At 61.8% G+C, this 17724-nt stretch carries 19 protein-coding genes; 10 read left to right on the top strand and 9 right to left on the bottom strand.

Annotation, left to right across the window (positions count from 1 at the left end; all coding sequences use genetic code 11):
- Positions 1-13 precede the first annotated feature (13 nt).
- A complete protein-coding gene (locus V3H56_RS13620) occupies positions 14-439 on the bottom strand; it encodes a VOC family protein (RefSeq protein ID WP_047738567.1) in 426 nt (141 codons plus the stop codon).
- A 150-nt stretch (positions 440-589) separates the two neighbouring features.
- On the opposite strand from V3H56_RS13620, the gene V3H56_RS13625 reads away from it, so the two are divergent.
- On the top strand, positions 590-1468 hold the full coding sequence (locus V3H56_RS13625) for a LysR family transcriptional regulator (RefSeq protein WP_047738569.1): 879 nt from the start codon (positions 590-592) through the stop codon (positions 1466-1468).
- A gap of 11 nt (positions 1469-1479) precedes the next feature.
- Here V3H56_RS13625 and map read toward each other — a convergent pair whose 3' ends face one another.
- The 6 genes from map to V3H56_RS13655 all read right to left on the bottom strand — a co-directional run bounded on the left by map (position 1480) and on the right by V3H56_RS13655 (position 5857).
- Positions 1480-2262 (bottom strand): type I methionyl aminopeptidase, encoded by a 783-nt coding sequence (map, locus tag V3H56_RS13630; protein WP_338474757.1) that lies wholly within the window; start codon positions 2260-2262, stop codon positions 1480-1482.
- A 2-nt stretch (positions 2263-2264) separates the two neighbouring features.
- Positions 2265-2471, bottom strand: coding sequence for a ParD-like family protein (locus V3H56_RS13635; RefSeq protein ID WP_042728600.1), 207 nt, complete (start codon positions 2469-2471; stop codon positions 2265-2267).
- A gap of 117 nt (positions 2472-2588) precedes the next feature.
- Positions 2589-2786 (bottom strand): hypothetical protein, encoded by a 198-nt coding sequence (locus V3H56_RS13640; protein WP_338474758.1) that lies wholly within the window; start codon positions 2784-2786, stop codon positions 2589-2591.
- A 20-nt stretch (positions 2787-2806) separates the two neighbouring features.
- Positions 2807-4750: an FUSC family protein gene (locus V3H56_RS13645; RefSeq protein WP_338474759.1), complete on the bottom strand. Its 1944-nt coding sequence runs from the start codon at positions 4748-4750 to the stop codon at positions 2807-2809.
- Positions 4750-5658, bottom strand: a complete 909-nt coding sequence (locus V3H56_RS13650; protein ID WP_212803816.1) for an HlyD family secretion protein — start codon at positions 5656-5658, stop codon at positions 4750-4752. The genes V3H56_RS13645 and V3H56_RS13650 overlap by 1 nt, the downstream gene beginning before the upstream one ends.
- 10 nt (positions 5659-5668) lie before the next feature.
- The gene (locus V3H56_RS13655) at positions 5669-5857 is read right to left on the bottom strand and encodes a DUF1656 domain-containing protein (RefSeq protein WP_047739556.1); all 189 of its coding nucleotides are present in this window, start codon (positions 5855-5857) and stop codon (positions 5669-5671) included.
- Between the two features lie 127 nt (positions 5858-5984).
- Here V3H56_RS13655 and V3H56_RS13660 point away from each other — a divergent pair, with 127 nt between their 5' ends.
- Positions 5985-6779 (top strand): helix-turn-helix transcriptional regulator, encoded by a 795-nt coding sequence (locus V3H56_RS13660; protein ID WP_042728597.1) that lies wholly within the window; start codon positions 5985-5987, stop codon positions 6777-6779.
- A 29-nt stretch (positions 6780-6808) separates the two neighbouring features.
- Here V3H56_RS13660 and V3H56_RS13665 read toward each other — a convergent pair whose 3' ends face one another.
- Positions 6809-7327, bottom strand: a complete 519-nt coding sequence (locus V3H56_RS13665) for a hypothetical protein (protein ID WP_123579044.1) — start codon at positions 7325-7327, stop codon at positions 6809-6811.
- A gap of 230 nt (positions 7328-7557) precedes the next feature.
- On the opposite strand from V3H56_RS13665, the gene V3H56_RS13670 reads away from it, so the two are divergent.
- Together V3H56_RS13670 and V3H56_RS13675 are read left to right on the top strand one after the other, a co-directional pair.
- On the top strand, positions 7558-9084 hold the full coding sequence (locus tag V3H56_RS13670) for an FAD-dependent oxidoreductase (RefSeq protein WP_123579045.1): 1527 nt from the start codon (positions 7558-7560) through the stop codon (positions 9082-9084).
- A 17-nt stretch (positions 9085-9101) separates the two neighbouring features.
- Positions 9102-9743 (top strand): TetR/AcrR family transcriptional regulator, encoded by a 642-nt coding sequence (locus V3H56_RS13675; RefSeq protein ID WP_338474760.1) that lies wholly within the window; start codon positions 9102-9104, stop codon positions 9741-9743.
- Between the two features lie 26 nt (positions 9744-9769).
- On the opposite strand, the gene V3H56_RS13680 is transcribed toward V3H56_RS13675, so the two are convergent.
- Positions 9770-10843: a LirA/MavJ family T4SS effector gene (locus V3H56_RS13680; protein WP_047738578.1), complete on the bottom strand. Its 1074-nt coding sequence runs from the start codon at positions 10841-10843 to the stop codon at positions 9770-9772.
- 178 nt (positions 10844-11021) lie between these two features.
- Here V3H56_RS13680 and tssI point away from each other — a divergent pair, with 178 nt between their 5' ends.
- The 6 genes from tssI to V3H56_RS13710 are packed head-to-tail and all read left to right on the top strand — an operon-like array spanning position 11022 to position 17670.
- A complete protein-coding gene (gene tssI / locus V3H56_RS13685) occupies positions 11022-13223 on the top strand; it encodes a type VI secretion system tip protein TssI/VgrG (protein ID WP_338474761.1) in 2202 nt (733 codons plus the stop codon).
- A 16-nt stretch (positions 13224-13239) separates the two neighbouring features.
- Positions 13240-13689, top strand: a complete 450-nt coding sequence (locus V3H56_RS13690) for a DUF6484 domain-containing protein (RefSeq protein ID WP_042728589.1) — start codon at positions 13240-13242, stop codon at positions 13687-13689.
- A 12-nt stretch (positions 13690-13701) separates the two neighbouring features.
- A complete protein-coding gene (locus V3H56_RS13695) occupies positions 13702-14844 on the top strand; it encodes a DUF2169 domain-containing protein (protein ID WP_338474762.1) in 1143 nt (380 codons plus the stop codon).
- Positions 14841-15893, top strand: coding sequence for a 3-oxoacyl-ACP synthase (locus tag V3H56_RS13700; protein WP_047738583.1), 1053 nt, complete (start codon positions 14841-14843; stop codon positions 15891-15893). Before V3H56_RS13695 ends, V3H56_RS13700 begins: the two co-directional genes overlap by 4 nt.
- Positions 15890-16804: a DUF4150 domain-containing protein gene (locus tag V3H56_RS13705; RefSeq protein WP_047738585.1), complete on the top strand. Its 915-nt coding sequence runs from the start codon at positions 15890-15892 to the stop codon at positions 16802-16804. The genes V3H56_RS13700 and V3H56_RS13705 overlap by 4 nt, the downstream gene beginning before the upstream one ends.
- A complete protein-coding gene (locus V3H56_RS13710) occupies positions 16804-17670 on the top strand; it encodes a hypothetical protein (RefSeq protein WP_338474763.1) in 867 nt (288 codons plus the stop codon). The genes V3H56_RS13705 and V3H56_RS13710 overlap by 1 nt, the downstream gene beginning before the upstream one ends.
- Positions 17671-17724 lie beyond the last annotated feature (54 nt).

A 17724-nucleotide genomic window follows, 5' to 3' on the forward strand; every position in this document is an offset into this window, starting at 1 on the left:
GGGCGCGTGCCCTCTATTTCGCGAAGATCTGGCTCATGTCCTTGAATGCCTTGAATTCAAGGGCGTTGCCGCATGGGTCGAACAGGAACATGGTGGCTTGCTCGCCGACCTGGCCCTTGAAGCGAACGTAGGGTTCGATCACGAAGGAGACGCCAAACGACTTCAAGCGCTCGGCCAACGCCTCCCATTGCTCCCACCCCAGGATGATGCCGAAGTGTGGGACAGGCACATCGTGACCATCGACCGGGTTGCTGTGAACACTGTCCTGGGCGGCGGTTTTCGGCTGCTGGTGGATCACCAGTTGGTGACCATAGAAATTGAAATCGACCCACTGGCTGCTGGAACGTCCTTCTTCAAGACCAAAGACTTCTCCATAGAAACGTCGCGCGCCGGGCAAGTCGTAAACAGGGATGGCGAGGTGAAAGGGCGAGAGGCTCATCAGGGCTCCAATACTGTTGTTGTGATGGGCGAACACCGCCATCGTCATGGCGCCTGGCAGCGGTTGTCGGGGGAACAAACGCATCGTAGCGGGTAAAACCAACCAGAAAAATCAATATATATTTCTTAGAAGCACAATTAATATTTGTGAATGATCAAAGAACTCAAGACGCTCATTGCGGTGGCGCGCGAAGGCACCTTTGCCGCTGCCGGGAACAGAATCGGCCTCACGCAGGCCGCTGTCAGCGCACAGGTCCAGCGCCTGGAGGCCGAGCTCGGCTTCGAGCTGTTCGACAGAAAAGGCCGCACGGCCCATCTCAACCCCATGGGCCAGCAGGTACTCCTGCAGGCCCAGGAATTGCTCAAGCTCTACGACAACCTGGGCTCCGCGGCGGTGGGGCAACCAGCGAGCGTGCGGGTGAACATCGGTGCGATCGCGTCCGTGCAGCGCTCCTACCTGCCGGATGCCCTGGCCCGGTTTCACCAGCAAAGCCCACTGTGCCGCACGCGTGTCATCCCGGGACTGTCGATGGAGCTGGTAAACCTGGTCGACGCTGGCGAGATCGACCTGGCCGTGATCATTCGACCGCCCTTTTCGCTGCACAGCGATCTGCGCTGGACGACCCTGGCGCTTGAGCCCTACCGCCTGATCGTGCCGCGCCAGGTGCCAGGGGACGATTGGGCGGCGCTGCTTTCCACCCACCCTTTCATTCGCTACGACCGATCCTCCTTCGGTGGCAGGCAGGTCGATCGCTTCCTGCGCCAGATGCACGTCACCCCGCACGAAGTCTTCGAACTGGATGAGCTGGAGGCCATCGTCAAACTGGTCGAAAACGGCGTCGGGGTTGCGCTGGTACCGCAAACGACGCAGAACCCGCCCTGGCCGGCGGGCGTGCGAGCACTGGACCTCGGCGTGCACACCTTTCACCGTGATATCGGGTTGATCCATCGTTCTGGCCAGGGTTTGACCGAACCGGCACGGCTACTGGCCGAGCTCATTCGTGAGCACCTCCAGGGCGAGCGCCTCTAACGGCACCCAGACTACAGGGCCGGCACCGGACGCCCGTCCAACTCATCCGAGCGCAACGTCAGCACCGACACCCCAGATGACGTCACCGCCACGGTGTGTTCGAACTGCGCGGAGAGTGCGCCGTCCCGGGTCACCACCGTCCAGCCATCGGCCAGGGTCCTGACGTGGCTGCTGCCCTGATTGAGCATGGGCTCGATGGTGAACACCATCCCCTCGCGCAGCACCAGGCCGGTGCCTGGCTTGCCGAAGTGCAGCACCTGGGGTTCTTCGTGCATTTGCTGGCCGATGCCATGGCCGCAGTATTCACGCACCACCGAGTAACCATTGCGCCTGGCGTGTTGCTCGATCGCCGCGCCAATGTCGCCCAGCCGCCCGCCTGGACGTACCGCGCGGATGCCGAGCCACATCGCCTCGTACGTGACCTGGACCAGTTGCCGCGCAGCGGCACTGACATTGCCGATCAGGTAGGTCTTGCTGGAGTCGGCGATATAGCCGTTCTTTTCCAGAGTGATGTCGAGATTGACGATATCGCCATCGAGCAGAATCCTGGAGGGCGATGGCACGCCGTGGCAAACCTGCTCGTTGACCGAGCAATTGAGCACGAACCCAAAGCCATACTGGCCCTTGCTCGCCGGTCGGGCCTTGAGATCGTCGACGATGAACCGTTCCACCATGGCATCGACCTGGAGGGTCGACATTCCTGCGAGCGGGGTTTGGTCCAGCCGCTCGAACACCAACGCCAGCAGTCGCCCTGACTCCGCCATCAGCGCGATCTGCTGCGGATTCTTGATCATGCTCAACTCATCACCAGTGGCTGGGCCCGCACGCCGGCGCTGCCGAGCTCACGGCGCATGACCTCGTTGAAGCTCAGATCGGGGTTCATTTCGCATAGCAGTCCGACCTTGATCCAGAAAGCCGCCTGCGCGTTGATGGAACGGCAAGACACTTTGGTAGCGCGGCGCAGTTGATCATGCAGTTCGTCGTCGATGTTCACGATGCCCATTGGTTTCACTCCATACGTTTCGTATATGAAGAGCATATGCTTTGTATGTATTAAAACCAAGGGCAATGGTCGGGCGCCCGCGTTGGCAATCCTGATTCATCAGGGCCGGAGTTGTGATCAGCTCGCCAAGGACGGTTTCTGTTTCTGTGCCTTGGCCGCTCGGGCCGTTGAGTCCTCGTTGCCCGCCGGGCGCGTCTGCTCTTGCTTGAGGGCCTGCTGGCGACGCTCCAGCGCATCAGCGCCGTCCGAAGCCTGGACGCTCCATGGAACAGACATGATCAAACCGAACAGGATTGGAACAAGAAGTGGCTTCATTTCATTTCACCTGGGTTGTGTTAACGAAAGCGTTTGCGCTTATCCGCGCTGACGAGGTGTGCGTACGTTTCGAGCAGCCTCGCCAGCTCCCGATAATCGGCAGCCAGGTCGTGGGCGCCGAGGCGGGTCAGTGAGCTTGCGGTTCGACGGGCCTGGGCCGCGCTGATCGCCGGGTCGGAGGCAGAGGTCGAAATACGTCGATCGCCCCGTCGCGCGCATTGACGAGTCGATGACTCAGGAGCCAGGTCGCGGGTTTTGCGTTGCAGCCGAATCAGTTGCCGGCTCAGTTGCAGGGCCATGGCGTCGGCCTGGGCAGTCTGCGGTTCATCGGCCGCTGCCAACGCCTGCAAGGTCACCCATCGGTGTTGCTGCCTGGCCTGCCATTTGAACGGGTCAATCCGGTGCCCATGACGAAGCAGTCGGTGGGTGTCCTGGTGAATCGCCTTCCTCAACACGTGTGGGTGGCGGTGGGGTTTTCCCGGCACCAGTTGGAAGGCCAGCACGCATAGGGCAAGCGCCACGAGCCACGCGAGCGCCTGGTTGGCAAAGTCGGCAAAATCGTACTGGGCAGCCAGGCCTGTGCTGACGAGCGTGTTGAAGCCAATCAGGTAGGCGATGCCTTGCAGGGCGTGACGCGGGCGGGTCGTGGCTTGAATGCCCACGGCCCAGAACGCGATCATCACCACCGTGAGCAGCGCCAGGCCGCTGAGGTGTGGCAGCACCAGGAATTTGCACGCCGCTGCCGCCAATATTCCGTAGACAGTGCCCTCGAAGAAGCGCGCCAGGCCTTGGGTGGGCGCCGGGCTGGTGGCCAGTAACGTGCAGCACGGCCCTAACACCGCCAACAGCGTCGGCCCTTGGTCCCAGGCAGACAGGTACCAGAACGCTGCGGTTGCCAACGTCGCCAGCAGCGCTCGCAAGCCGTTACGCAACGCGTCTGCATAGTGACGATGGAAACCCACCGCGCGAGCAGGCGCCTGGGGCGCATGCTCAAGGCTGGCGAAGCTCACCAAGGCGCTGGACAGGTCAGCCAGTTGGTCCTCCAAGCGCTGCTGGCTCGTCGTGTGGTCAGGTGCTTGCGCCAGGCGAGTTTGCAGCGCCCGGACACGATCGGCCGCTGCGCGAAAGCCGGGTAGCGCGTCGGCCAGTTGTTGCAACGCCATGCCCGTTTGGGTGAAGGCAGGTGAGACACACCGATCGGTCGTGCATTCGTCCAGGACCACGGCGTGCAGGTACGCCAGCCCCGCCTGCAGGTTCGCCTGCCTGGCGCGAATCACAAAGGACTCGCCTCGACCGACCCCGAGCAGCTCATCCACCTTGTTGATGTCGAGGGCGAGCTGGCGTTGCGTAATCGCCGGGTGCGCACCCTGCTCCGCCTTGAGCTGCATGGCCAGCCACTGCAGCGTGCGGGAACAGATGTCCTGGAGGGCCAGGCGCAGTTTCGGCTCGACGGTCTTGCGGCTGAACAAGGTGGCCACCAGGCTCAGGCTCAACACCCCCACTACGACCGCCGTGCACCGCGCCACGATATGATCGAAACCCAACTGCGGCGCGACGATGGCCGGCCCCAGGGCAAGGCAGACGGTGTAGCCGGCAACCACGGCTGCCGTGGCCTGGTAGTGCCGCAGCAGGGTCATTGCGCCGACGCAGAGCCCCAGCCATACCCCGATCCCGAGGATGAACAGCAGCATTTTCTGGGCGAACAGACCGGTCAGGAGCAACGCGACAACGAGTCCCACCACGGTTCCCAGCACCCGATTGAAGCCTTTGCCGACCACCGCGCCCTGGAGCGGATGGATCAGCAACAACACCGTCGAAGCCGCCGAGAACGGCGCCTCCAGGTGCAGTTGGAAGCCCAGCCATAGCGCCAGAGTGGCCGCCGCGAGGCTGCGCAGCAGGTAGCCCGAAGGCTGGAGGTTCCATGCGCCGAGCCGTGCCCCGAGCATTTGCAACCCGCGGGCCATCACAGGAAAGCCTGAAGCCACTGCGTCAGCCTCCAACGTGGCGCGGCCCCTGCCTCGGCGACCTCGATGCTGGCAGTCATCCCGGCGGCCAATTCCACATCCGCCGGCACCTTGTCCAGTTCAATCCGCACCGGCACCCGTTGGGCCAGGCGTATCCAGCTGAACGTTGGCGCCACTTGAGGCAAGCCGTTGCTACTGCGCAGCTCATTGCCGTCAGCGATGCCCCTGCCCATGCTCGCCACATGCCCTTCAAGCGGCGTCGCAAACCCCATGAGCTTGATCGATGCCGTGGCACCGACCCGAATCCCCGACAACTTGGTTTCCTCGAAGTACCCGGTGACCCAGAAGCTATGGCTATCGACCACAAAGATGTTGGTCTGGCCCGCCGACGCGTAGTCACCGGGCTGGAGCCGCAGTTGGGTCACGTAGCCGTCCACCGGCGAGCGAATGGTCGTGCGGTCCAGGTCAAGGCGCGCCTGGGCCAACTGGCTTTGGGCCGCGTCCAGGCGCGACTTGGCCACTGCCAGGTCACGGGCGGCGTTGTCGATCTCCTCCTGCGCGATGGCATCGCCCAACTGATGACGACGCTTGAACTGCGTGCTGCGCTGTTCGAAGACACTGCGCGCCTCGCCCAACTCGGCCGTGCGCTGTTGCTCGGCGAGCAAATAGGCGCTGCGGTCGATCTGATACAGCAGATCACCCTTGGCCACCCATTGGTTGTCGCCCACCCGCAGCCGCTCCACCTGGCCGGACACCTCAGGGGCGATACGGATGACGTGTGCGCTGACCCGCCCGTCCCGCGTCCAGGGCGCCAACTCATAGGCACGCCACAACTGCGAGCAAAACAGCAGGGCAATCAGCCCGAGTCCAAGGGTGACGAGCACCTTGAGCACTTGTTTGATGATCATTGCGCCGCCCTCACCCCTTCAAGACCAGCAGCGAGAGGACGATCAGCGACACGAAAAAGCGCGCCATCTCCGGGTGCCAGGTCCAGTCCAGCCAGCGCCGCATGATTCGTTCCAGCGCCCCGTACACCAGGGCTGCAACCCCCACGTACAGCAAGAAGGGAGGCAGGTAGAGGTGGGCAATTGTGATTTCACTCAGCATCGGTTGCGTCTCGCAGTCGGCAATCACCTTGATGGCCTTGGTGACGATGCTAAGCACTGCAGGGACGTGCCGATATTGAGTATGCTGCCAACCTATAATCAAATTCAGACAACTTGAGTGAGACGGCATGGACCAGACGCATCTCTCGGCGATGGAACAATTTGAACTGGACAGCTTCGAACAGCCCGCCGTCGCGCTGATGCTGGGGAGCCAGCGACACGACACCGAATTCCCCGTGCATACGCACCGCAAAGGCCAGTTGGTGGTGGCTTATCGCGGGGGCATCGTGTGTACCGTGGAGGATGGGGTCTGGATGGTGCCGTCGGGGTTCGGCGTGTGGATTGCGGGTGGTATCGCCCACAGCAACCGGGTGACCGCCAACGGCAAGATCGGCTACCTGTTCGTGGAACCCGGTGCCGCCGCGCTACCGCAAAAATGCTGCACGCTGGTGCTTTCCCCGCTGATCCTGGAGTTGATCCTGCACCTGAGCGCCCAGCCCCAGGACTATCCGCCGGCCAGTACCCAGGCGCGGTTGGCCAGCGTGCTCCTCGAACAATTGGAACTGGCGCCCACCGAACAGCTGTACCTGCCGCTTCCCGCCTCGACGCAACTGCGTTTCATCGCCCGTAGCCTGGCGCAAGACCCGTCGAATCGCTGCACCATGGCCCAGTGGGCCCATCAGGTCGCCATGAGCGAACGGTCCCTGGCGCGCCTGATCAAGCGCGAAACCGGGCTGACATTCGGCCAATGGCGCAAGCAATGGCAAATCATCGTGGCCCTGCAGAACCTGGCCGAGGGCGAGTCGGTACAACGCACCGCCGAGGCGCTCGGCTACGAGTCAGTGAGTTCGTTCATCAGCATGTTTCGCAAGACGCTGGGCTCGTCGCCGGCGCGGTATATCCGCAATACCGTGACGCGCTAGTCGAAGGCACAGACTACGAGGTGACATGCTTACTTGACGAACTTGAGGCAGGCGAACCCGGTCTTGATCTTCAGTTGTTGAATGGGTTCTACGCCCTCTTGATCGCCGACTTTTTTGATGACGCCTACCCCGCAGAAATGCTCGTCGCGGTTGAAGATAGGAAGAATGCCTGCCTTAGGTTCGCTCCAGGAGCCCTGGACCAGGGTGTAGGTGGCTCCATCCTGTGGCGTGAAGGAGAACGGGATCTTACAAGCGCTGCTTCCTGTGATTTTCCAGTAGGTCAGGATCAGCTCCTTGTTCGCAGCCACTCGGGATTCGATGTGGTCGCCGTTTGAAGGCAGGGTCGTGTAACCGGCATAGCAACCGTTGTCGCTAAACGTCATGGCATCGAGCCTCGCACCACCGCCTGTTTTAAGGCGAACGGTTGCGGCGGGGTCATCGGCCCCGGGAACGACGTATTGCTTGCCCTGCAAAAACGAAGTGCAACCGCTCACCACCAACACGCAGGCCAGCAAGATAAACCTGCCGGATTTTTGATTGACGTACATCCATCTCTCCCTGATTCCATTGCCCCAGCCATTTCAGCGACTTGGGATTGCCGAAAAGCGGCCTGATGGTAATGGATTCAAGGTTGTTCTAACCAGTTCCCAGGGAATACGCCTGGGTTCGCCTTCTTCCATGACCCTATCCGGCCCAACGCCCAAGCCCCATCATTGACAGCGCCAGCCTTCAGGACTACTAATGACTCAAAGGTCATTAATAGTCGTGAGGCCAGCTCATGCCACAGACTGATGTGCTCATTGTGGGAGCCGGCCCCACTGGATTGACGCTTGCGCTCTGGCTCCACCGGCAAGGCGTTGCCGTCCGGATCGTGGACAAGAGCAGCGCCCCGGGTGAAACGTCTCGCGCCATGGCGGTGCAGGCACGCACCCTGGAGTTATATCGCCAGCTCGACATGGCCGATGCAGTGGTGGATGCCGGTTACAAGACACCCGCCATGAACATGTGGGCCCGTGGTGATCGCAAAGCACGCTTGCCACTGATCGATGCGGGCGCACGGATCTCGCCCTACCCGTTTGTCCTGATTTACCCGCAGGACCGTCACGAGCGCCTGCTGATCGAACAGCTCCAGGGCGTTGGTATCGACGTCGAACGCCAGACCGAACTGTTGTCTTTCGAGGAAGAGCCAGGCCAGGTCACGGCCCTCCTGCGACATGCCGACGGGCACGAGGAAACGTTCACGGCGTCTTACCTGGCCGGCTGCGACGGCGCCCGTTCCCTCGTTCGTCATGCGACCGGCAGCGGTTTCGATGGCGGCACCTACAAGCAGCTTTTTTACGTCGCCGATGTCACCGCCAGCGGCGTTGAGCCTGCCGGGGAAGCCCATGTGGCTTTCAACCAGTCCGAGTTCGTGCTGGTCCTGTCTTACGGTGAAGCGGATCGTTATCGCCTGATTGGCACCGCCCGGGACGAACGTGCCGAGCCTCCGCAAACACTGACATTTGCAGATGTCAGCCACGACGCGATCGATGGCCTGAACATCCAGATCAGCGCCGTGAATTGGTTTTCCACCTATCGCGTCCACCATCGCGTCACGGATCGGTTCCGCCATGGCAGAGCGTTTCTGCTGGGCGACGCCGCCCACGTCCACAGCCCAGCAGGTGGCCAAGGCATGAACACGGGGATTCTCGATGCGATCAATCTGGCGTGGAAACTGGCCGCGGTGTTGAACGGCAAGGCTGGCGAGACCTTGCTCGACAGTTATCAGACCGAGCGCCAGGCCTTTGCCCACAAGCTCGTCGAGACCACCGACAAAGTGTTCACGTTCGCAACCGCCCAAGGCGGGTTCGCCGACTTCGTGCGCACCCGCATAGTCCCCGTGTTCGCGAGTGTCGCGTACAAGCGCGAAAACGTGCGTGAGTACCTGTTTCGTGTCATTTCGCAAACCACCCTCAACTACCACGAGAGTCCGTTGAGCCAGGGGCAGGCAGGTGACGTCCAGGGCGGTGATCGGCTGCCGTGGGTGCCCACGCCCGGTGCGGACAATTACGAGTCCCTGCGTGCCATTGGCTGGCAGGTGCATGTCTACGGTGAGGCCAGGCCCGACCTGGTGCAATGGTGCCAGGCCTGCGGCATGGCGCTGCACGTCTTCGCCTGGCAGCCTGAGCACCAAAAGGCCGGGATGGCGCGAGACGCCGTGTATCTGTTGCGTCCGGACACCTACGTGGCACTGGCTGACCCCAATGCGGACATCGCCGCGTTAAACCGCTATTTCAGTGAGCGCGGCTTTATACTGCCGGTTTGAAGCACTCAGGCCAGGCGATGGACGTTACGGATACCAAACCCAAATGGAACCGGCGCAAGGACGCACGCCCCGCCGAGATCATCGACGCGGCGCTGGATGTGTTTGCCGAATGTGGTTTCGCCGCGGCCAAGCTGGGCGACGTGGCGAAGCGCGCCGGCGTGGTCAAAGGCACGCTCTATCGCTACTTCGACACCAAGCAAGACCTGTTTCGTGCCGTTGTGCAGCACGCCGTTTCGATCAACCTGCAAGACATCGAGCAGGTGTCGACAGGCTATCGAGGACCACTGCGCGACCTGGTGCCCCTGATACTCAGCGGTGCGGCCGGACGCCTGGGTGACAGCCGCGTTCCTGCCCTGGCCCGGCTGGTGATCGCTGAAAGCAGAACGTTCCCTGACCTGGCGACGATCTGGCACGACAACGTCGTGGCCCACCTGCTGAAACTGATGACGGGGATCATTGGCGAGGCGCAACAACGCGGTGAAGTTCGTCCTGGCGACCCGACTCTTTATGCGTTTTCCGTGCTAGGCCCGATGATCGCGGGGGCCTTGTTCAAAGAGATATTCGGCCTGTTCAGTCCCTACGCGCCCGACCTTCAAGCGCTTGCCCGGCAGCATGCCGAGACGGTGATTAGGGGGATGATGGTTCACGGGCGCCCATAGTTGGTCTTGCGTCAACGCATCTTCAACTAGAGATCATCCGGCCAGTTCTGCCATTTAACCCCATTGATAAGATGCCCCCTGCGAATGAACAAACCACTGTTGAAAGCCCTGAGCAGCCGGTTGTCACCAGGCTCGACGAACTGGCGCTCGTAGGCGTTCGCAACTTTTTTGACATTCCGATCGGAAACCTTGGAAGACACATACTCGATCCCCGCACGTTGGTGGGTACGTTTGTCAAATCGGTAGTTCAAACACCAATTCAAGAGCGGATACGTCCCGCGCTGCGCATCGTCCATTAGAAACCTGTTCAAGTTGCTGGGCGCACGGAAGTCGAGCTTGTCCGTGCATCTGAACGCAACCGATGCGGCATTCGACGGGTCTCCCTCTCTGTCGAACAAATACTCCCAGAGGTATCGCCTGACAGTGTTGGATTGGTCGATGGACGTGATGGGCTGGCGGCTGATCCAGCGTTTGACATTCCTGAACATGGCGCCAGCCTTGGGGCCGAGTTTCAGCCCGATGCCGATCAGGTACCACTGGATTCTGTGGGTATGTTCGCCGTGCTGTGGGCCGGCGCCGAGGTCCTTGAAGGGGCGTCCCGATGCCAGTTGATCGTTGAACAGCGACAGCACGTTACCCACCAGCAAGTCCGCCGGTAAATGCTTGCTGGAAAAGAATTCCTTGTCGACAGCGAAGCCGTTATCGGCTTCCCAGCGCGATAACACGGTGGTCAGCAGCTTGCTGGTGGTTTTCTTCGCGATCTCGGCCAGTTCATTAAACTCAGCGGGTGTCCCCCTGTTCCATTGTTTCCTCATGCCGCTCAAATGATTGAACAGGTCCAGCAAGGTGTCCGGCGTAATGTCGATGTTCTTGGCGCGTAACGCCCCCTGGGCAGCCATTACGCGCTCTGAGAACAGGATAAATAACTGTTGTTCCAAATACGCCAGCGGGCCCCGACAATTTTCTTCCGCTGACAGAAGCGCTCCTACATCGCAGAAGTCCTGGTAATAGTCGCTGTTTTGAAACGCCTGAGAAAAGTGTTGGGTGAAATCCACCGCTACACTGGCTTCGCTCTGAGCGGGCATCGCGTCATCCTCCATGAGTGGCCTCTTGAGCTTAGCCCGCGGCCACAAAGGTGCACGGTATACGCAAATCACGTCGTCCCCCTCGGCTGGTGCATTTGAAATAACCCCTATAGCTAACGAGCCTAACCAACCCTGTCGTGTCACCTATCTTGAAACACAGTTCAGCGCTGTCTCGGGTCAATGACGAGGCGATATGGAGATCACGCAAAACAACCGCCTGGTGCAAGTCGACAGTCCACTCGGCGGCAATGTCCTGGTGTTGCAGGGTATGGAAGGCAGTGAAGAGCTGGGGCGGTGTTTTCACTATGAGCTGGACCTGACGTCCGAAAACCGCGCGATCACGTTCGATCAGTTGCTGGGCAAGCCGATGGGCCTGGCGCTGGAGCTGCACGACGGAGGCAAGCGGCACTTCCATGGCGTCGTCTGCGGCTGCCGCCAGTTGACCGGCCACGGCCAGTTCGCCGGTTACCGTGTCAGCCTGCGGCCCTGGTTCTGGTTGCTCACACGTACGTCCGACTGCCGGATTTTCCAGAACAAGACCGTCCCGGACATCATCAAGCAGGTGTTTCGCGACCTCGGGTTTTCCGATTTCGAAGACAGCCTGAGCGCCAGCTACCGCGAGTGGGAATACTGCGTGCAGTACCGCGAAACCAGCTTCGACTTCGTCAGTCGACTGATGGAGCAGGAAGGCATCTACTATTACTTCCGGCACGAACAGGCGCGCCATGTGCTGGTGCTGGCCGATGCCTACGGCGCCCATTCCACGGTGCCGGACTACGCCTCGGTGCCCTTCTATCCACCCGACCGGCAAATGCGCGAGCGCGATCACTTCTACGACTGGCAACTGGCGCGGGAAGTGCAGCCCGGTTCGCTGGCGTTGAACGACTACGACTTCCAGCGTCCCCGCGCCAGCCTCGAGGTACGCTCAAGTGTCGGCCGCAGCCACAGCAACGGCGACTATCCGCTCTACGACTACCCCGGTGAATACCTGCAAAGCAACGACGGTGAGCACTACGCCCGTACGCGTATCGAAGCCATTCACAGCCAGTTCGAGCGGGTGCAGTTGCGCGGTCTCGCCCGTGGGTTGGGTGCCGGCCATTTGTTCAAGCTGACGGGGTACGACCGGGCGGACCAGAATCGCGAGTACCTGGTGGTGGTCGCACGCTACCAGATCCGCCAGGACCCCTACGAGAGCGGACAATCGGACCTGGCCGAACAGTTCGTCAGCGAGCTGGATTGCATGGACGCCCACCAGGCCTTCCGCCCGCTCCCGCTGACCCCCATGCCTATTGTTCGCGGGCCGCAGACTGCCGTGGTGGTAGGCCCCAGCGGCGAGGAGATCTGGACCGACCAATACGGCCGGGTCAAGGTGCACTTCCATTGGGACCGTCACGACCAGTCCAACGAGAACAGCTCCTGCTGGATTCGCGTGTCCCAGGCCTGGGCCGGCAAGAACTGGGGCGCCATGCACCTGCCGCGGATCGGCCAGGAAGTGATCGTCAGTTTCCTGGAAGGTGACCCCGACCGGCCGATTATCACCGGCCGTGTCTACAACGCCGAACAGACCGTGCCCTATGCCCTCCCCGCCAATGCCACCCAGAGCGGTGTGAAAAGCCGTTCCAGCAAGGGCGGCTCGCCGGCCAACTTCAATGAAATCCGCATGGAGGACAAGAAAGGCTCGGAACAGTTGTTCATCCACGCCGAGAAGAACCAGGACATCGAGGTCGAGAACGACGAAACCCACTGGGTCGGTCATGACCGCCGCAAGACCATCGACAACGACGAGACCGTGCACGTCAAGCACGACCGCACGGAAACGGTGGACAACAACGAGACCATCACCATCGGTGTGAACCGCACCGAGGAGGTCGGCAACCATGAAAAAATCACCATCGGGGTCAATCGTACCGAGAAAGTCGGCAGCAACGAGCACATCACCATCGGAGCGAACCGCACGGAAAAAGTCGGCGCCAACGAGGCCATCACGATTGTGGGCAATCGCACCGAGGATGTCGGCGGCAATGAAACGATCGGGATTGCGGGCAACCGAAACGAAACGGTCAAGGGCAATGAAGGTATCGAGATAAGCGGCAACCAGAGCACCGACATCACCGGCAACCACAGCACCCACGTCGGCCAGAACGAATCCCGCGATGTCGACCAGAGCCGTACCACCAACATCAAGCAGAACGACAGCCTGGACGTCGGCAAGCACTTTTCGCTCACCGCCGGTGACTCGATCACCCTGACCACCGGGGCGGCCAGCATCACTCTGAAGAAGGACGGCACCATCATGATCAGCGGCAAGAACATTACTGTCGACGGTTCCGGTGCCATCAAGATCAAGGCCGACAGGAATGTGGTCGTCAAAGGCCAGAAAGTCCTGCAGAACTAACCCTGGAGCGTGCGCCATGACCGTTTCACAGCCTCTTCCCGCCTGCAAGGACACGCGCCTGGACGGTGTCGTCATCGGTGTGCTGCTGGACGTGCCCAGCGCCGACGCCCCGGTGGTGGGCTTTCCCGGTTGCCCCAATGACGCAGGCCTCGCCGCGCGCAGCACCACACCGCTGCGTCGCGAAGACATTGGCGTGCAGCTCGCGCTGATGTTCGAGGCCGGCGACCCGGCGCGGCCACTGGTGATCGGTCGCATCCAGCGTTCGTCGCCAACCAGCGTGCCGGCGGTGGCCCAACTGGACGGCGAGCGCATGGAGTTCATCGCCGAACGGGAAATCGTCCTGCGCTGTGGCAAGGCCAGCATCACCCTCACCCGCGAAGGCAAGGTGCTGATCCGAGGAGCCTACCTGTCCAGCCGCTCCACCGGTGTGAACCGTATCAAGGGCGGTTCCGTCCAGATCAACTGAGACCGTCATGCCATGGAATGGATAAACAAGACCCGCCTGGCCAGCGGCTACACGAGCGCAACCGACAAGACCGGCCGCGAGTGGCTGGTCATGGTCGCGAAAGGCACCTATGGCATCCCCGTGCATCCCGTGCACGAGCCCCGGCTGCTGGACGACCAGGTGCCGCTGGTCACGGCCGATGTGTTCCCCGGCGACCCCGGGGAATCAGCGGCGTCTTACGAAAATGACTTTGCCCTTTACAAGCCACGCTGCGATGTCTTGCTCAATGGGCATTGCCACGCCCCTGATGGCGTGCCGGCCACCGATGTGAACGTTGCCATGAAGATCGGCTCGCTGGTCAAGGCCTTCAAAGTGGTCGGGCCACGCATTTATGAAGCGGGCGCCTTCTCCTACGCGGTCGGCAGGCCGCTTCCATTCACCAGGATGCCGATCACCTATGCCCAGGCCTTTGGCGGCGTGGACCGGACGGCGGTAGACCCGACGAAGCACTCGTGGTACCCGTGGAACCCGGTGGGGGTCGGCTACCACCCCGGCGCCGATCCCACGCAGCTCAATGGCCTGCCGCTGCCCACTACCGAAGAGCTGGACCAGCCCGTGACTGCGCCCGACGGTCATTACAAACCGATGGCGTTGGGGCCCGTGGGACGGGCCTGGCGGCAGCGGGTCCAATGGGCCGGCACGTACGATCAGAAATGGCTCGATCAGCAGTTTCCGTTTCTGCCGGAGGATTTTGACGTGCGCTACTTCCAGAGTGCGCCGCAAGACCAGCAAATGGACTACCCGCAAGGGGGTGAGCAGGTGGCGCTGCTCAACCTTGACGACCAGGGCCGCTCGGCATTCAGGCTTCCGGCCCATTTGAAACTGCCGATGCTGATCCTCCTGCACGATGGCAGCACCCGGGAAAGCGCAGCCGTCGTCGACACAGTCATTCTCGAACCTGACGCCAGGCGATTCACCCTGACGTGGCGAGCGTCATCGCCGCTTGGGCGCAACATCAGGGAGGTCGCCCGCGTCATCGTCGGGCAGACAGCCCGTCAGTTCGAACAGGCCAAGGCCTACGAAGAACGCATGCGGGGCAAGCAACACTTCGAGTCACTGGATCAGCTCATTGCCTGGACGAAAGAAGCCTATCCGCCTTCGGAACACACCCTATGACGCCGCCCCTGTTCATCACCGGCACGGGCATGGTCAGCCCGGTGGGCCTGTGCGTTGCCAGTGCCTGTGCCGCCAGGCGCGCAGGCCTTTCAGCGCTTTCGGAACTGCCGTTCCTGGACAACGACGGCGAACCCATCATCGGCGCGGCGGTGCCCACCCTGGACCTGGATTTGCCGGCCTCGCCGCGCCTGTCCAAACTCTTTATGCAGGCGCTCGCCGAACTGATACAGAACGCGCCAACACAGGACTTCAAGGAGGTGCCCTTACTCCTGTGCCTGGCTGAACCCGAACGTCCGGGTGTCGATATCAGGGCATTGGCCCAGACCATTCTTCAGGATCTCGCCACGCGGCTGGGCATACAGTTGCACCCCGGCCTGTCGAAAGTCATCCCGTGCGGCCATGTGGCCGGCCTGCGCGCCCTGCATGAAGCCAGTCGCTTGATCTTCGAAGCGGGCGTCCCCGCTTGCGTGGTGGGCGGAGTCGACTCGCTGCTCAACGCATCGACACTGCAGTGGCTGGACCAACATCGCCGGTTGAAGACCAGCACTCACGTGGACGGGCTGTTTCCAGGCGAAGCCGCCGCGGCCGTGCTGGTCCAGGCCCGCCGGCAAGCGGACACCTGCCTGCAAATCTGTGGCCTGGGATTTGGCCAGGAACAGGCACCTTTGCTGTCGTGCAAGCCCTTTCGGGCAGAGGGCCTGGCCGAGGCCGCGCGGGCTGCGCTGGCACAGTCGAACCTGGGACTGCACCAGATTGACCTGCGCCTGTCCGATGCCACGGGGGAGCAATACGGGTTCAAGGAAATCCCCCTGATGGAAGCCCGGCTGTGGCGCACGGTGAGAAAAGAGAACCAGCCTCTCTGGCACTGGGCGCAGGCCATGGGCGACACCGGAGCGGTGGCCGGCATCGCCCAGTTGATCCTCGCCGACCAAGCGTTGCGCAAGGGCTATGCACCAGGCAGCACCGCGATCTGCTTGACCAGCGCCTTGCAAGGCGCACGGGCCGTTGCAGTCGTGCGTGACCCACGTCAATCAGGGGGTGCCTCATGAGCTGCGAGGTCTACGCAAACGGCGATGAGATTGCCTGCAAGGCAGGCGATGGCAAAGTCATCGCGGCATTTCCGGATGTCTGCCTGACCCCTCCGCCGCCGCCGGCAGGCCCCATTCCGGTCCCCTACCCGGACACTTCATTTTCCAAGGACATGAAGAAAGGCAGCCGCACGGTCAAGATCAAGAACAAGGAGGTGATGCTGAAAAACCTTTCGTTCTACAAAACTTCACCGCTGGGTGACGAACCGGCGACAAGAAGCCAGGGCGCCGGTGTCATCACCCACGTCATCACCGGCAAGACCTACTTTATTTCATGGTCGATGGACGTGCTGTTCGAAGGCCAGAACGTCGACCGGCACACCGACCTCACCACCTCGAACCACGCCAGCCCGGCGGCCAATGCGGCAGTGCCGATGGTCAATACCGCCAAGTACGCCCCGGTCCAGCAAGACGCCAAGGTGGCGGGCAAACACAAATGTGAATGCTGCGGCGGCACGGCGCATTCCAAGGCCCAAGCGAATGGTGAATTCATGTCGGAGGAACAATTCTATGGCACGGCCCAGAACCCCGGGAACGCCGCCCTCCTCGCCAAGGTCCGGGCCAACCCCCAGTGCCGGCACCTGCTGCCTCCTGCCGGGAAAAAACCCAGTGGATGCAACAAGTACTACGTCACCAGCAAGCGGGAGAAAAGTAACATCGAGACGGACTGGACGATAAACCGGCCAGCCTACATGGAGTGGAAAGGCGTGGGCCAGGGAGAGCCTGTGGCGCACAGGGTGCCCAAGGCCGCCGGGGGGTGTCCGGCGGGGCAAGGAAACCTTGCGCCCACGGGCAAGAAGTGCGAGAAACTCGAAGGCGAGTTGAGTACGCTCCAAGAGGCGCGCATCAACAGTTTCCCAAGGCCCGCATGATGAATACCAGCATCTACACGTACACCCAGAGACCGGACTTCCTTCAGGACTGCTTCTATTGGAAGGGGCGCGGATACCACTACGCCGGCCCCGTCCCGGCGCAAGTATTGTCACCTGAGGGGTGGCGCAGCGATGACCCGTGGCTGGCGCTGGCTTCGATCCTGGAGAGTGCCAAGCGTGGCGATTACAGCCATGTGTCACACCTGCGCCAATGGATCCTGGACAAGGATTGCGCGCCAACACTGGTCTCGGCCTGCCTTGGCCTGACCGCCGATGCCGGCCTGGACAGCGACCTGGAGTTCCTCGCCGAACTCATGCTCGAAGCCCCACCGTACCTTCGCATCGAGGCGTGCCTGGCGGCCCAGTGGTCGGGAGTGCTGTGGCTGATCCCGTTCATGGTCGAGGCGTGGCGAACGCTGCCGCGGCGGGCCGACCGGGCGGCCGTGGAGGCCAACCTGACCAACCTGCTGGACCCTGTCGAAAACGAACCCGAATTCTTTGACAGCGGCTTGAGCGACAGCCAATACAAAGATGCGGTCGACGCACGCCTGCGCGAACTGCAGAACGCTTATGGCAGCGACCGGTGTTCGATTTCCGGCGGCGAGCCCATCGACCTGAACAAACAAGCCTGGCTGATGCGAAAGGCGCTGATGCCTGGTGACACCGAGACGTGGATCGACTGGAGCAACTTCCTCGTCTGGAGACGCAAGTTCGAAGTGTACAGCGGTGTCGACTGTTCCAGCTTCTACGCCAGGAACGGCGACTTTCAGCCGCTCAATGCCGCGGCCATCCTGGATCGCTACCTTGCATCGCCCCAGCCCTTTGAGGTGGGTAAGCGCTATTTCTTTGGCCACCCGCTGCCCTAGCAGGCTCCCAAGCGGCTGGCTGACGTCTACGCTGGAAGCAGACACGCGCAAGAC

The organism is Pseudomonas sp. MS646, from assembly GCF_036693845.1.
GTDB classification, from domain to species: Bacteria; Pseudomonadota; Gammaproteobacteria; order Pseudomonadales; family Pseudomonadaceae; genus Aquipseudomonas; species Aquipseudomonas chlororaphis_E.